Source organism: Paenibacillus sp. SAFN-054, assembly GCF_051966755.1.
In the GTDB taxonomy this organism is placed as follows: domain Bacteria; phylum Bacillota; class Bacilli; order Paenibacillales; family Paenibacillaceae; genus Paenibacillus_AQ.
Genome location: NZ_JBQCKS010000009.1, coordinates 22,185 through 36,396 on the forward strand (window position 1 = coordinate 22,185; position 14,212 = coordinate 36,396).

At 52.4% G+C, this 14,212-nt stretch carries 14 protein-coding genes; 12 read left to right on the forward strand and 2 right to left on the reverse strand.

Annotation, left to right across the window (positions count from 1 at the left end):
• Window position 1 precedes the first annotated feature (1 nt).
• Both ACTHPM_RS26085 and ACTHPM_RS26090 read right to left on the reverse strand, forming a co-directional pair.
• Complete coding sequence (locus ACTHPM_RS26085) at window positions 2-739, reverse strand: ABC transporter permease (RefSeq protein WP_440398209.1); 738 nt, start codon at window positions 737-739, stop codon at window positions 2-4.
• Entirely contained in the window at window positions 739-1,677 is a 939-nt protein-coding gene (locus ACTHPM_RS26090) for an ABC transporter ATP-binding protein (protein WP_440398210.1), read from the reverse strand. The genes ACTHPM_RS26085 and ACTHPM_RS26090 overlap by 1 nt, the downstream gene beginning before the upstream one ends.
• 308 nt (window positions 1,678-1,985) lie before the next feature.
• Between ACTHPM_RS26090 and ACTHPM_RS26095 the strand changes: the two genes are divergently transcribed.
• The 12 genes from ACTHPM_RS26095 to ACTHPM_RS26150 all read left to right on the forward strand — a co-directional run bounded on the left by ACTHPM_RS26095 (window position 1,986) and on the right by ACTHPM_RS26150 (window position 14,129).
• Window positions 1,986-2,936 carry an ROK family glucokinase gene (locus tag ACTHPM_RS26095; protein WP_440398211.1) on the forward strand — a complete coding sequence of 317 codons (951 nt, stop codon included), beginning with the start codon at window positions 1,986-1,988 and terminating at the stop codon, window positions 2,934-2,936.
• 111 nt (window positions 2,937-3,047) lie between these two features.
• On the forward strand, window positions 3,048-3,947 hold the full coding sequence (gene rapZ / locus ACTHPM_RS26100) for an RNase adapter RapZ (RefSeq protein WP_440398212.1): 900 nt from the start codon (window positions 3,048-3,050) through the stop codon (window positions 3,945-3,947).
• Between the two features lie 14 nt (window positions 3,948-3,961).
• Entirely contained in the window at window positions 3,962-4,948 is a 987-nt protein-coding gene (locus ACTHPM_RS26105; protein ID WP_440398213.1) for a gluconeogenesis factor YvcK family protein, read from the forward strand.
• A gap of 7 nt (window positions 4,949-4,955) precedes the next feature.
• A complete protein-coding gene (gene whiA / locus ACTHPM_RS26110) occupies window positions 4,956-5,885 on the forward strand; it encodes a DNA-binding protein WhiA (protein WP_440398214.1) in 930 nt (309 codons plus the stop codon).
• Window positions 5,886-5,981: 96 nt separating this feature from the next.
• Window positions 5,982-6,251 carry an HPr family phosphocarrier protein gene (locus ACTHPM_RS26115; RefSeq protein WP_127604616.1) on the forward strand — a complete coding sequence of 90 codons (270 nt, stop codon included), beginning with the start codon at window positions 5,982-5,984 and terminating at the stop codon, window positions 6,249-6,251.
• Between the two features lie 311 nt (window positions 6,252-6,562).
• The gene (locus ACTHPM_RS26120; RefSeq protein ID WP_440398215.1) at window positions 6,563-7,315 is read left to right on the forward strand and encodes an SIMPL domain-containing protein; all 753 of its coding nucleotides are present in this window, start codon (window positions 6,563-6,565) and stop codon (window positions 7,313-7,315) included.
• Between the two features lie 422 nt (window positions 7,316-7,737).
• Window positions 7,738-8,712, forward strand: a complete 975-nt coding sequence (locus ACTHPM_RS26125; RefSeq protein ID WP_440398254.1) for an ABC transporter ATP-binding protein — start codon at window positions 7,738-7,740, stop codon at window positions 8,710-8,712.
• Window positions 8,709-9,560, forward strand: a complete 852-nt coding sequence (locus ACTHPM_RS26130) for an ABC transporter permease (RefSeq protein WP_440398216.1) — start codon at window positions 8,709-8,711, stop codon at window positions 9,558-9,560. Before ACTHPM_RS26125 ends, ACTHPM_RS26130 begins: the two co-directional genes overlap by 4 nt.
• A complete protein-coding gene (locus ACTHPM_RS26135; protein WP_440398217.1) occupies window positions 9,557-10,363 on the forward strand; it encodes an ABC transporter permease in 807 nt (268 codons plus the stop codon). The genes ACTHPM_RS26130 and ACTHPM_RS26135 overlap by 4 nt, the downstream gene beginning before the upstream one ends.
• A 98-nt stretch (window positions 10,364-10,461) precedes the next feature.
• Window positions 10,462-11,517 (forward strand): ABC transporter substrate-binding protein, encoded by a 1,056-nt coding sequence (locus tag ACTHPM_RS26140; RefSeq protein WP_440398218.1) that lies wholly within the window; start codon window positions 10,462-10,464, stop codon window positions 11,515-11,517.
• A 160-nt stretch (window positions 11,518-11,677) separates the two neighbouring features.
• Entirely contained in the window at window positions 11,678-12,877 is a 1,200-nt protein-coding gene (locus ACTHPM_RS26145) for a DUF2087 domain-containing protein (protein WP_440398219.1), read from the forward strand.
• A gap of 142 nt (window positions 12,878-13,019) precedes the next feature.
• On the forward strand, window positions 13,020-14,129 hold the full coding sequence (locus tag ACTHPM_RS26150; RefSeq protein ID WP_440398220.1) for a DUF4163 domain-containing protein: 1,110 nt from the start codon (window positions 13,020-13,022) through the stop codon (window positions 14,127-14,129).
• The last annotated feature ends 83 nt before the right edge of the window (window positions 14,130-14,212 follow it).

The following is a 14,212-nucleotide window of genomic DNA, read 5'->3' on the forward strand; positions in this document are numbered from 1 at the left end:
ATTACACCGCTTCCTGTTTTTTTCGAATATATATGGATAGTACCATAAACAGGAATAAATATCCGGCCAGAATCAAAATCGGTTGAAGCGCCGGGAACTCCCCTGCCGCGATGGACCATACGCCGCTGCCGTAGTTATAGGAAGGGAGCCATCGGCCGATGGCCTTCAGCACAGACGGGAAGCTGTCAAGCGGAAACCACATGCCGCCCAGCACCGCCATCAGCATATATACGACATTGCTCACGCCGCTTGCGGTATCGACTCTTTTCATCGTACCGAACAGCGTCCCGAGGGCAAGAAACGGAATGGAGGCCACGAGGATCCAGAGTCCGCTGCCGATCCATTGGCCCGGAGACATCTGCACTCCATTAATCAGAAAGCCCGAGACGAAAATGACGATGACAGAGAAAGCATGCATGACGGTTTGGCCGAACATTTTGGAAATGAAATAGACGCTTCCCGGCAGCGGAGTGATCCGCATATAGACAGACCAGCCGAGGCTTTGCTCCTGCACCATGCGAATGCCGACGGTCATAACGGCCGACCCCATCACGCTGAAGGTGGTCATCGACATCAGATAATGAGCCTGCCAGGCTTCCGGGTTATCAACGCCAGTGTTAACGAGCTTGGTAAAAATGAAATAAAACACGATGGGCATCAGAAGGGACCAGAATACATAGTACGGATTGCGGATGATCCGCAGCATTTCCACCCTGCACTGCATAAACAGCATTTTCATTACGATACAGCCTCCTTGTTGTCGTCATCATGCGTGACCATCAGTTCAAATGCGTCGTCCAGCCGCCCCTGTTCGGTGCGGATGTCCCGCACGGGAATGTTATGCCGGATAATCGCAGCCAGCACCGCATCCGTATTGTCCGTCGTAACGGTCCATCTTCCTTGTTGCTCCTTGCAGTCGCTTACGCCGGGAACGGACCGCAATCTGTGAATCATGTCGCTTGCAGAATAGGAATCATCCCGTCCGAGATCGGCTATAAAAGAAACAGAGCGGCTGGTCAGCCTGGATACGATTTCATCCGGACTGCCGTCGGCGGCAATCTTTCCTTTATTAAAGAGTAGAATCCGGTCTGCGGTATCCTCGGCCTCCTGCAGATAGTGGGTGGAGAAGAGGATGGTTTTTCCCCGCTTCGCAAGCGCATTGGTCTGCTGCCAGAATGCCTTGCGGGCAGGGGCATCAAGTCCCACGGTCGGCTCATCGAAGAATAGAAGATCCGGGTCTCCCGCCAGGGCAAGCGCAAATCCGAGCCTGCGCTTTTGGCCTCCGGACAGCTTGTCGGCCCGCTTATTCAGCTCATCCGGCGTGAATCCGGCCAAATGGACCATTTCGGCCAGTTTTAACGGGCTGGGATAATAACTCCGGATGAGACTCATGATTTCATGCACCTTAAGTCCGTCAATCACGCTGACATCTTGCAGCATGGCGCCGATGCGTCTTTTGACCTGGGCATGCTTGGGGGATTGGCCGAAGAGTTTCACGCTTCCCTGACTGGGTTCCTTCAGGCCGAGCATCATGGAGAGTACCGTCGTTTTGCCGGCTCCATTCGGGCCGAGAACGGCGGTGACCGATCCCCGCGGAATGACGAAGGATACGTCGTCCACGGCTGTCTTGCCTGCGAAAACTTTAGTAACATGCTGAAGCTCTGCGATATGTTCCATATATGGGCCTCCATCCGAATCGTTATGGTGTTCGTTATTCCTGATACTTCCATTCTAGCTTCGCGTGAAGCGGACGGTTAGTGTATGCTGTCATGAAAAGCATGTGACAGTTGTCATGGAATCGAAAGGCGGGGAATGGGGCGAGCGGACTGTTTCACGAAATCTTCACAAAGCTGTTTCAGCCCGTGGCACGGGCATTGCAGGGGGTTTGTGACGGCTCTCACATCTCTTGACCGATAGTAAGGCTTCAATTATAGTGGGTACAGTAGGAGCAAACTATTATTTAAGGAAAAAAGGTGGCTTGTAACATGTCTGAGCAAATCTACGTTGGTGTCGATTTAGGCGGAACCTCGATCAAGGTCGGCATCTGCAATCAAGCAGGACAGCTTATTCAAACGTATGAAGGACCCACAGAAACGGAAAAAGGCGTGGATGTCGTCGTCGACAACATCGAGAAGTACGTGCGGCATATTGTTGACCAGTCTCCGTACAGCTGGGATCAGCTGGCTGGTGTGGGAGCGGGAGTTGCCGGCTTTACCAATGTCCGTGAGGGAATCATCATTTTCGCACCTAACGTAGGTTTCCGCGATGTGCCGATCCGCGCTATTTTGGAGGAAAAGATCGGCAAGCCTATTAAAATAGACAACGACGCTAACGTTGCTGCCCTCGGGGAAGCCTGGAGCGGAGCGGGACGCGGCGTCGACAACTGCGTATGCTACACGCTCGGTACGGGTGTCGGCGGCGGTATCATTATCAACGGCAAAATTTATCAAGGTTTCTCGGGACTGGCCGGCGAGCTCGGCCACATTTCGGTTGTTCCGGACCTGGAGGCTATTCAATGCGGATGCGGTAAGATGGGCTGCTTGGAAACTGTATCCTCCGCAACCGGCATTATCCGGATGGCGAAGGATGCCGTGGAACGCGGAGACCGCACTTCCCTGGCACTCGAGGCGCATATTGCGGCGAAGGAAGTATTCGATGCGGCTAAGGCTGGCGACGAGGTATCCCAACGGATCGTGAAGCGTGCGGCATTCTATCTGGGCAAATCGATGGCAGCTGTCGCTGCTGCGCTCAATCCGGAAGTGTTCATTATCGGCGGCGGCGTGTCGAAAGCGGGAGATATCCTGTTTGACGAAGTGCGCGAAGTGTTCGCCAAACTGACACCGGAGCCGCTGCAGAAGGGCGTTTCCATCCTTCCGGCGCAGCTTGGCAACGATGCGGGCATCGTTGGCGCAGCCGGACTGCTGCTTCGCTCCTAGAAATCAGTTTTGTAAGAACAGATACACGGCGGGCGGTGCAGGAAGAAGTTTTGAAGGTTTTGCGGCCCGTTTTTTCGCTTTCTGAATACCATAACAAGGGAGGGAAAGCTGATGCAAGACGTTGACAATAATGCGTCGGCCATGGCCACCCTGATTATTATCACAGGCATGTCGGGGGCTGGAAAGACGTTAGCGGTACGTAGCCTGGAGGATCTCGGTTTTTTCTGTGTGGATAACCTGCCTCCGGTGCTGATTCCCAAATTTGCGGAGCTCATTGAGCAATCCAAAGGCAAAATCGCGAAGGTTGCGCTCGTTATTGACCTGCGCGGTCGTGAATTTTTTACGGCATTATCGGAATCCTTAAATTATATCAAGGACCATTTTACGATCCATTGCGAAATTCTGTTCCTGGAAGCGACCGACTCGGTGCTGGTGCAGCGCTACAAGGAAAGCCGGCGCCGGCATCCGCTCGCGCCCGAAGGCATGCCGCTTGACGGCATCCGGCTGGAGCGCAAAATGCTGGAGGAGCTGAAGAGCTCTGCCACCGTCGTACTGGATACCAGCACCATGAAGCCGGGACAGCTGAAGGATAAAATCATTTCGCGGTTCTCCCATCTGGAGGGCAACACGCTTTCCATCAATATTACGTCGTTCGGCTTCAAATATGGCATTCCGATTGACGCCGACCTGGTATTCGATGTCCGTTTTTTGCCCAATCCCCATTACGTGGAGAACCTGCGGCCGAGGACCGGACAGGACAGCGATGTATACGATTATGTAATGAAGTGGCCGGAAACCCAGGCTTTCCTGACCAAGCTGCTGGATATGCTGCATTTTCTTATTCCGCAGTACCGGAAGGAAGGCAAGAGTCAGGTCATCATCGGCATCGGATGCACGGGCGGGAAGCACCGCTCGGTAGCGATCGCCGAATACTTAGGCAAAATGCTGGGAGCCAGCGAAACAGAATCGGTTTCGGTCAGCCACCGGGATTCCGAACGTGATCGGCATTAATGAGAGTGGAAGTGATGAGAGTGGCTGAACAACAAAGAGAGCGGCCGCGGATCGTGGTCATGGGCGGGGGCACAGGCTTATCGGTCATGCTTCGGGGCCTGAAGGAGATGCCGCTGGACATCACGGCCATCGTCACCGTGGCCGATGACGGCGGCAGCTCGGGCATTCTGCGGAGCGAGCTGCAGATGCCGCCTCCGGGCGACATCCGCAATGTCCTGACGGCACTCGCCGACGTGGAGCCTTTGATGTCGGAAATGATGCGATATCGTTTCAGCAGCGGCTCGGGTCTGGCCGGACACAGTCTCGGCAACCTGATTTTGGCCGCGATGACCGACATCAGCGGCGACTTTGTTACGGCAGTGCGGGAATTAAGCCGCGTATTCGCGGTCCGCGGCCGCGTGCTTCCTGCCGCAAACGAAGCGGTCGTGCTGTCTGCAGAGATGGAGGACGGGTCCAGAGTGACCGGCGAATCCAAAATCCCCGAGGCGGGGCTGCGGATCAAACGCGTGTTCCTGGAGCCATCCGAAGTGGAGCCGCTGCCTGAGGCTGTTGCCGCCATTGAAGAGGCGGATGCGATTCTGATCGGTCCCGGAAGCTTGTATACCAGCATTCTGCCGAATTTGCTCGTTCCCAAGCTTGCTGAGGCCGTCATGGCTTCGGAAGCGATCAAAATATTCGTCTGCAACGTCATGACCCAGCCGGGAGAAACGGACGGTTATACCGTCAGCGACCATCTCCAGGCTATTTATGATCATATCGGCAAGCACTTGTTCGACTATGTCATCGTGAACAGCGGGGACATCCCGCCGCAGGTACAAGACAAGTACGCCGAAAAGGGCGCCAAGCCGGTTGAGCTGGACTACGAAGAGGTAACCAACCTCGGATACAAGGTCATCGCCGACACGCTGGTGCTGTTCCGGACGTATCTGCGGCATGATGCCGACAAGCTGAGCCACCATATTTACCAGCTGGTTCAAGACTGGATTACACGAAAGAGGTGAGATTCCCGTGTCGTTTGCGGCGCTGACCAAGAAAGAACTGACCATGATCGAAGCAGACCATTGCTGCGAAAAGGCCGAATTGTCGGCACTCATCCGCATGAACGGGGCGGTCCAGCTTTCGAACAAGAAGGTCATTTTGGATATATCCACCGAGAATGCGGCGATTGCCAGACGCATTTACACGCTGATTAAGAAGCATTTTCAGGCTCATACCGAGCTGCTCGTCCGCAAAAAAATGCGCCTGAAAAAAAATAATGTCTATATCGTCCGTATTCCGGCGCGCGTTCAGGAAATACTGAAAGAACTGAAGATTGTCTCGGAGGGCTTTTTATTCCGGCCAGACATCGATCCAGACCTGGTCAAGAAAAACTGCTGCAAGCGCGCTTACCTGCGCGGGGCGTTTATGGCCGGGGGTTCGGTGAACAATCCGGAAGGCTCTTCGTACCATATGGAGATTTCCTCTATGTATGAGGAACACTGTCAGGCGCTGGTCGATCTGGCGAATGAATTTCAGCTCAATGCCCGTTTGATCGAGCGGAAGAAGGGATTCATTCTCTACATCAAGGAAGGCGAGAAAATCATCGAGTTCCTGAGCCTGATCGGAGCGCATCAAGCGCTCTTCAAATTTGAGGATGTACGTATCATGCGCGACATGCGGAATTCCGTGAACCGGATCGTGAACTGCGAAACAGCCAATCTGAACAAGACGATCGGAGCTGCCGTACGGCAGATCGACAATATCAAGCTGCTGCAGAAGGAAATGGGGCTTGAGAACCTTCCCGACAAGCTGCGCGAGGTTGCCGAGATCCGTTTGGCGCACCCGGACATGAACCTGAAAGAGGTCGGCGAGCTCCTTAAGGGAACCGTCAGCAAATCCGGTGTGAACCACCGTCTCCGCAAGATTGACGAGCTGGCTGAGAAGATTCGGAACGGCTAGTTTTTTCTTCTAGTGTCGTTCATGTTATAATGTTATAATGTTACCAAATATGGTATGAGAGCTATGCAGATTTCTTAATTAGGGGGTAAGGTTTCCATGACAAAGCATCCGGTAGTTGTCCGCTTGAAAACGGGTCTTCATGCCAGACCGGCAGCGTTGTTCGTCCAAGAAGCGAATAAGTACTCGTCTGAAATTTTCGTGGAAAAAGATGATAAAAAAGTGAATGCCAAGAGTATCATGGGAATTATGAGCCTTGCAATCAGTTCGGGGACGGAAGTCATCATCAGTGCCGAAGGAGCGGACGCAGATCAGGCTGTAACCGCTTTAGTCAGTTTGGTGGGTAAGGAAGAACTCGAGAACCAATAATATGGTTGATTCATACTCTGCCGGAAGATCGTAACCTTCCGGAAAATATTCAACAGCAGCCCTTTCTTCAAGCAGAAGAGAAGGCTGTTTTTTCATTGGTATCGCCCCGGAATGGATCCATATATTCCTTAAATAACCTTCTCAAACCGGTTCGTAACCATTTATTTAGAAAAAGTTTCGTTACCTGCAACATTTACCAATTCCCTGCGTCTAGTAGACAAATCAGGCAGAAGCGAAAAAGTAGGAGCTCTTGCTTTTGAGCTGCCGCGTCTTTGGGCAAACTGCTGGATAATCAGAGGAGGTCAATGAAGATGAACAGATGGATCAAACCTGTCGGATCGGTGCTGATCGCTGGCGCGCTATTGGTTGGCGGTGCGGGTGTAAGCGGTATCGGAGTCACATCTACGGCTTATGCGGACCAGGACGTGCAGCGCAATGTGGTGAATGTAGTAGGCAAAGGCGAAATTTCCGTGAAGCCGGACATCGCGTATCTGTCAATCGGGGTAGACACCCAGGCGGCAACCGCAGCAAGCGCGCAAAAGGCGAATGCCGAGAAAATCCAGAAGATTACCAATCTCCTGAAAAATACGTGGAAAATCGCCGACAAGGACATTCAAAGCGTATCCTTCTACGTGCAGCCGAACTACACTTACAATGATAAGGAAGGCCAGAAGGTCAAAGGCTACACAGCCCATCATACGCTTCAGGTTACCTACCGCGATCTCTCCAAGATCGGCAATCTGCTGGACGACGCGTCGAATGCAGGGGCCAACAACATCGATAATGTGAGCTTCTCGGTGGAGAACCGCGAGCAGTATGAAGAGCAGGTCATCACGAAAGCGATGGCTAATGCGGACCTGAAGGCAGGAGCGATTGCCAAGGCCGCCAAACGCCAGCTGGGCATGGTGCTGGTCGTAAGCCAAGGGGATGTGAACAATCCGGTTATTTTCACCCAGGCGAAAATGGAAGCCGCATCGATGGCCGATTCCGCAAACTCCACAGCGGTAGCGCCAGGCGAAGTGAAGGTTTCGACGCAGCTGAGCGTCCAATATGAGCTGAAATAGTTATTGAACAGCCCCTTAGCCGTCCGTTCCGGGAGAGCATCGTTTGCTCTTCAGGAAGCGGGCGGCTTTGTCGTTAAAAAAGGCTATGTAGCTTTTTCCTGTCGAATCCAACAGAAAAGTGTTGTACCCAGGGGGAAAAAACGTTATAGTGAATATGCGAATTTTTGTACTTACAACGTTTATTCGTGGGTCATTACGGTGAGACTTCGCATAATTGAATCATTTCGAGCCTGGTAAGCCATACCAATGGATATGGCTTTTTTTCTTAATGGGCTTTTTCACAATGTCGAGGGAAACTCCTTCATCAGCAGCGGTCTGTCGATTAAGAAGTACGCCGATAGACGTTTTTCTTTTGTAATGGGGTTTTCGCTGAAATAGCAGTTTAACGGCTTTATGAATTCAGAAGTATTGTTAGGGGGTTGATGCATATGATTGACCTTGTCCAGATCGAGAAACAGTTTGAAGGACAAGTGGTCGTGCATCCGCTGTCACTGAACATTGAAGAGGGAGAATTCCTGACTCTGCTCGGTCCAAGCGGCTGTGGTAAGACGACCATACTACGCATGATTGCCGGCTTTGAGACGCCAACGCACGGAGACGTGGTATTGGCAGGTCAGAAGGTAACGAATCTTCCGCCGAACCAGCGGGACTTGAATCTGGTGTTTCAGCATTATGCCTTGTTTCCGCATATGACCGTTGAAGATAATATTGCTTTCGGGCTGAAAATGAAGAAGATGCCGAAAGCCGAACAGAAGAAACGCATCGAAGAGGCGGTAGCGATGACGCAGCTGACGGCGCTGACGAAGCGTTATCCGCATCAGCTGTCCGGCGGACAGCAGCAGCGCGTAGCCATTGCGCGGGCCATCGCCAACAAACCGAAGGTGCTTTTGCTGGACGAGCCGCTGGGCGCGCTGGATCTGCAGCTCCGTAAGAACCTGCAGTCCGAGCTGAAGCATCTGCAGCGCTCACTGGGCATTACCTTCGTCTATGTGACGCATGATCAAGAAGAAGCGATGATGCTGTCGGACCGCATCGTCATTATGAATAACGGGAAGGTTGAGCAGGTAGGTACGCCAAGAGAGATTTATGCCACGCCGAAAACCCTGTTTGCCGCTACCTTTGTGGGTGAGAATAACATTTTCTCTTCATCGGAAGGGCTTTTTGCCGTGCGTCCGGAGAAGCTTCGTCCCGTGCGTGAATCGGAGCAGGCCCGCGTGACGGGGGTCATTCAGGACGTCCTGTACCTGGGCAACGTGCATAAGCTGACCGTTCAGCTCGACAATATGCCGATGACCGTGACGATTGCGCTCGACTTCACGGATGAAAGACCGTGGCAAATCGGCGAGAAGATCGGGGTGAACTGGAGTCCGAAGGACGAGGTGGTCATCGGGGCATGAGAAAATCAAAATTCCTGATGATACCCGTGCTGCTGTGGATGGCGCTTTTCCTTCTCATTCCGATGGTCATCGTCGTGGTCATATCTTTCATGAATCGCGACACGCTGGGTAATGTTGTCTTTGGCTTCAGCCTGACCGGATATAAAACTTTTTTTGACTCGCTGTACCTAGGCATCTATTGGGACACGTTGGTCCTATCGGTGCTGACGACCTTGATATGCCTGCTTGTCAGCTATCCGCTGGCCTATTATATCGCCAATGCCGCTCCGAAGATTCAAACGTGGGGCCTCATATTGATTACGATCCCGTTCTGGATTAACTTCCTGATCCGTACGTATGCCTGGGTGCTGCTGCTGCGGACGCAGGGGATCGTGAATTCCCTGCTGCTGCATTTCGGCTGGATCCAGGATCCGGTCCAGATGCTGTATACCAAGGGCGCGGTGCTGCTCGGCATGGTGTATAACTTCATCCCGTTCATGGTGCTGCCGATATACGTAGCCCTGGAGCAAATGGACAAGAGGCTGCTTGATGCGGCCAGCGACCTGGGCGCTTCGCGCTGGAAGGCGTTCCGCCACATTACGCTGCCTCAGAGCAAATCCGGCATCATGACCGGCTGCGTGCTGGTGTACGTGTCCACGACGGGCATGTTCGTCGTGACGGATATCCTCGGCGGAGCGAAATCGATGATGATCAGCAACATCATCCAATCGCAGTATCTGGGGGCGCGCAATTGGCCGTTTGGCTCGGCGTTGTCCGTCATCTTCGTTATCACGTCGCTGATTTTGATTCTGCTGTTCAACCGGGCGATGCAGTCCAAGGCTGACCGCGTAAAGGAGGGGAGCGCATGAAGAAGAAAAGTCATCCTCTCTTGGGCATTCACTCGGTATTGATGATGATCTTTATTTACGTGCCGATCCTGCTCATCATCATCTACTCCTTTAATAACACGAGACTGAGCGGGGATTGGAAAGGTTTTACGTTCGACTGGTACACCTCGCTGTTCGAAGACCGGCATGTGATGGAGGCACTGACGAACAGCTTGACCGTTGCCGTCATCTCGACGATCGTGGCAACGCTGCTCGGTACGCTGGCGGCATTGTCGCTGCGGAAGCTGAGCCGTCGCTGGAAGGGCAGCATGAACGGACTGATGTACCTGCCTGTCGTCATTCCCGATATCATCATGGGGCTGTCGCTGCTCGTGTTGTTTAACCAGATGCATATTCCGCTGGGCAAAGCGACAGTTATCATCGCTCATATTACGTTCAGCATGTCTTATGTGTACGTAGTCGTCACCGCGAGGTTGGCCGGCATGGGCCGGCAGCTCGAGGAGGCGGCATCCGATCTCGGAGCCACGGGCTGGAAAACCTTCCGGTATGTGACCCTTCCGCAAATTTCGCCGGGCATTATTTCGGGCGCCCTGATTGCGTTCACGATGTCCCTGGACGATTTCATGGTCAGCTTCTTCGTGGCGGGTCCAAGCTCAACCACGCTGCCGATCTACATTTATGGCCAGGTGAAGCGGGGGATCTCCCCTGAGATCAACGCCCTTTGTACACTGCTGATCCTGGTGAGCGTCGGGCTTATTCTGCTGGCGCAATTCTTCCTGAACCGCGGCAAGGGCCAGAAGAAGCACAAGACGCTGCCGATTTAAAGCCGTTTGAAGCATAAACGGACAGGAGACTGTTCGCTTGATGAAATATCGTACGATTCAAAAAAACGGAGTAACGGAAAGAGAGGAGATATGTAACTGTGAAAAGAAAGGGTATCGCCGGCTTGGTGCTGGCAGGGGCTTTTGCTGCATTGTCATTGACAGCTTTGGGGGGCTGTTCTTCCTCCAAGGAGACGCTTCATATTTACAGTTGGGCGGATAATTTCGATGAGGACGTACTGAAAGATTTCGAAAGCAAATTCAACGTCAACGTCACCTACGATAACTATGCAAACAATGAGGACCTGCTCGCCAAGATCAAGGCAGGCGGAGGCGGCTACGATCTGATCCAGCCATCCGATTACATGGTGTCTACCATGATCAAGAGCCAGCTGCTGGAGCCGCTGGAGATGAAGAACATTCCGAACTTCGCCAATGTCCAGGAATCGCTGAAGGATCCGGTTTATGATCCGGGCAATAAGTATTCGATCGTGTATATGTCCGGCGTAACCGGCATTGCCTACAACAAGAAATACGTGAAGGATAAGATCGACAGCTGGGAAGACCTGTGGAATCCGGCCTATAAGGGCAAGGTGCTGCTGCTGGACGACAACCGCGAAGTCATCGGTATGGCGCTGAAAAAGCAGGGCCATTCCAACAGCTCCACGAATGAAGGCGAAATCAAATCCGCCGTGGATGATCTAAAGAAGCTGCTGCCGAGCGTGCTTGCGTTCGATACGGATACGATCAAGCAGAAGATGATTCAGGAAGAAGGCTGGATCGGTACGGTATGGTCCGGAGACGCCGCTTTCATCGTGAAGGATAACCCGGATATCGAATACGTGGTTCCAAAGGAAGGATCAACGATCTTCTCCGACAACTACGCGATTCCGAAAGGCGCCAAAAACAAGGAGCTGGCGGAAAAGTTCATCAACTACATGCTGGACCCCGAGGTCAGCGCGAAGAACTATGAGACGGTTGGATACAGCGATCCGAACGCCAAGGCGATGCAGTATCACAGTGAAGAATACCGCAACAACCATATGATTAACCTGTCCGAGGACCAAATGAAGCGTACCGAGTGGCTCGGCGATGTGGGTTCGACGCTTCAGGCATATGACCGCTATTGGACAGAGCTGAAGAGCGGGCGTGAATAAATCCAATTAAGCTCACAGTTTGAATAGGAGTGAATAGCTAATCCCCTTTCTATGCAGAAAGGGGATTTTTGCGTGCCTAGATAAGTGTCTTCTTGATAAATAATAGACAATAATATAAAATGTCTAATATATACTAAATAATATAAGGGGTTGTTTGCTGATGGATATCGTGTCTGAACAGCTGCTGCAAGCCAGCCTTCACGATCTGAAGCGCGGCTATGCCGAGGAGGCAGGCCTTGATCGATATACATGCCTGATTTGCGGGCACCAAACGGAGAAAGGAGTTGTCTACCCGGAGGGCGAGGTGTTCTATGAAGCGGAGAAATCCATGCGCCGCCATATCGTGCAGGAGCATGGCTCTATGCTGGAATATTTGCTAAGTCTTGATAAGAAGCTGACCGGACTCACGGACCTGCAGCGTACGCTGATCGGATTGTTCTATCAGGGACTCAGCGATCAGGACATCGTAGCGGAAATCGACGGAGGCAGCACGTCCACCATCCGCAATCACCGTTTCATGCTGCGCGAGAAGATGAAGCAGGCGAAGCTGTTTCTGGCTGTGATGGAGCTGATGGAGGATGGCGGGAGGAATTCAAACCGGCAGCCGTCCGCGTCCAAGCCGTCTCCTTCGAAGCTGCCGGGCAAGCTGGGGCAGCGGTTGTCCATATCGAAAGAAGAGAATACGCAGATTCTGGGCAAGTATTTCGCAGATGGCCTTTACGGTCCACTCAAGTCTTTCCCCAAGCAGGAAAAGCGCAGAGTAGCCGTACTGCGCCACCTGGCCGGAGACTTTGAGGAAGGGCGCGTGTATTCGGAGAAGGAAGTGAATCAAGTTCTCGAGGCGCGTTATGAAGATTACGTTACCATCAGGAGGTTTTTGATCGAATACGGTTTTTTGGACCGTTTGCCGGATGGCAGCGAATATTGGGTCAAACAGCCTGATGGATCAGGAAAGGAGAACAAAGACATGAAGAACCAGAGAAGAAAAGAATTGGTGGATGAGTATATGAATACCCCGCGCCCAATGGGCGTGTTCCAGATTCGCAACAAGGAGAGCGGCAAGATTTATGTCACGAGCAGCACTAATTTGCCCGGGGCTTTCAACAGCCAGAAGGCGAAGCTGTATTCAGACTACCATGTCAGTCCGGCCCTGCAAAAAGATTGGAAAGAGCTTGGCGAGGATGCCTTTGCCTTCGAAATTTTGGAGGAGCTTGAGCCGGATCCTCAGGCAGCGAATGACCTGAAGCAGCAGAAGATTTATAAAGACAAGGTAGCAGGCATGGAAAAGGCATGGCTTGCGAAGCTTCAGCCTTACGACGAGAAGGGCTACAACAGACGCCCAAGGGCAGATAAAGTCTAAAAAGGTGGTCAGCGATCTGCTTCACGTCTGTCATCTTCTTGTTACTTGTCCCTCATTTGTATCGTTTAGGATATACATACCTGCAAAAGCGGGTAATAATCCTTAGCGTATACAATTTGTGAAATGGGAGAGAACCGGATAGATGAATAGATGGATGAAATGGAGCTCGGTTTTGATGTCCGCAAGTCTGCTGATGGGTGGGACTGCTTCGGTTACGGCAGCAAAGGTCCCTGCTGATGAAGAAGTAAAAGTGATCGCACCCGAGGCCGCGAAGACGGCGGAGGTCGGTTTGGTGTTTAACGGAGAACGGCTTCAGCAGAAAGGACTTCTGATCGGTGAGACCACGATGGTTCCCGTTACGGTGCTTCGGGACGTAATGGACCTGCCGATCACCTACGACTATAGTACGTTTACGTATAACGTGGGCGCGGGAGCAAGCCAGCTGAATTTGACCACATCGGAATATGGCGTTGTCACGAGTGTGAACCAATTTTATATGGGAGGCATCCATTCCGAATACAGCGCCGTCAATCTTCAGGGCAGGCTCTATGTGCCTTTCCGGCTGCTAAACGACATCCTGGGCTTTCAGGGTGCTTATGACACGGCCGCTCAAACGCTGGTGCTGGAGAAGAGGGAGGCCAATCCCATTCAGATTACGACCGGGACGCTGACGCAAAAAACCGAGGATTTGGAGATGCAGATTCGCTATCCGCAGATCACCGGGCTCGCGGACGTGAAGGTGCAGCAAAAAATGAACGAAGCACTGAAAGCAAAAGCAGATGCTTTTGCCAAGGAGGGAATGGAGAGATCCACCCACCGCAATTCGGAGCTTGTTCCTTTTCCATACAGCTACAATGCAAATTACGTGGTGACCTACAATCAGGACGGCGTGCTAAGCGTATTGATTGACCAGACCACATATACCGGCGGCGAGGATCCGGTACAGCGTGAAGCGATGACCTTCTCCTTGAAGGACGGTCATAGGATCGATCTGAACGAGCTGCTCCCGCAGGACAGCGGCAGCCAGGAGAAGCTGTATCCGATTCTGGCGCAGCGCATTCAGCAGGACGGCAGCCAGATCAGTCTGGATCAAATGGAGAGTTCGCTTCATTACTATGTTTCCGGCGCTGGCCTGCAGTTTTATTTTGGCGAGACGGGTCCCGATTCGTTTGCCAAGGGGATTCGCACCTACAAGGTTCCGTTCAACGAACTGCTTCCGGCAGGAGCGGATCCTTTTGCAGCCTTCAAATAGGTTGCAGCGATGCGTAGGTCTGGAAAAATGATGAACAGAATTATACTTTTTTCGCCTGTATGCGACAATACTGTAACCGCCTT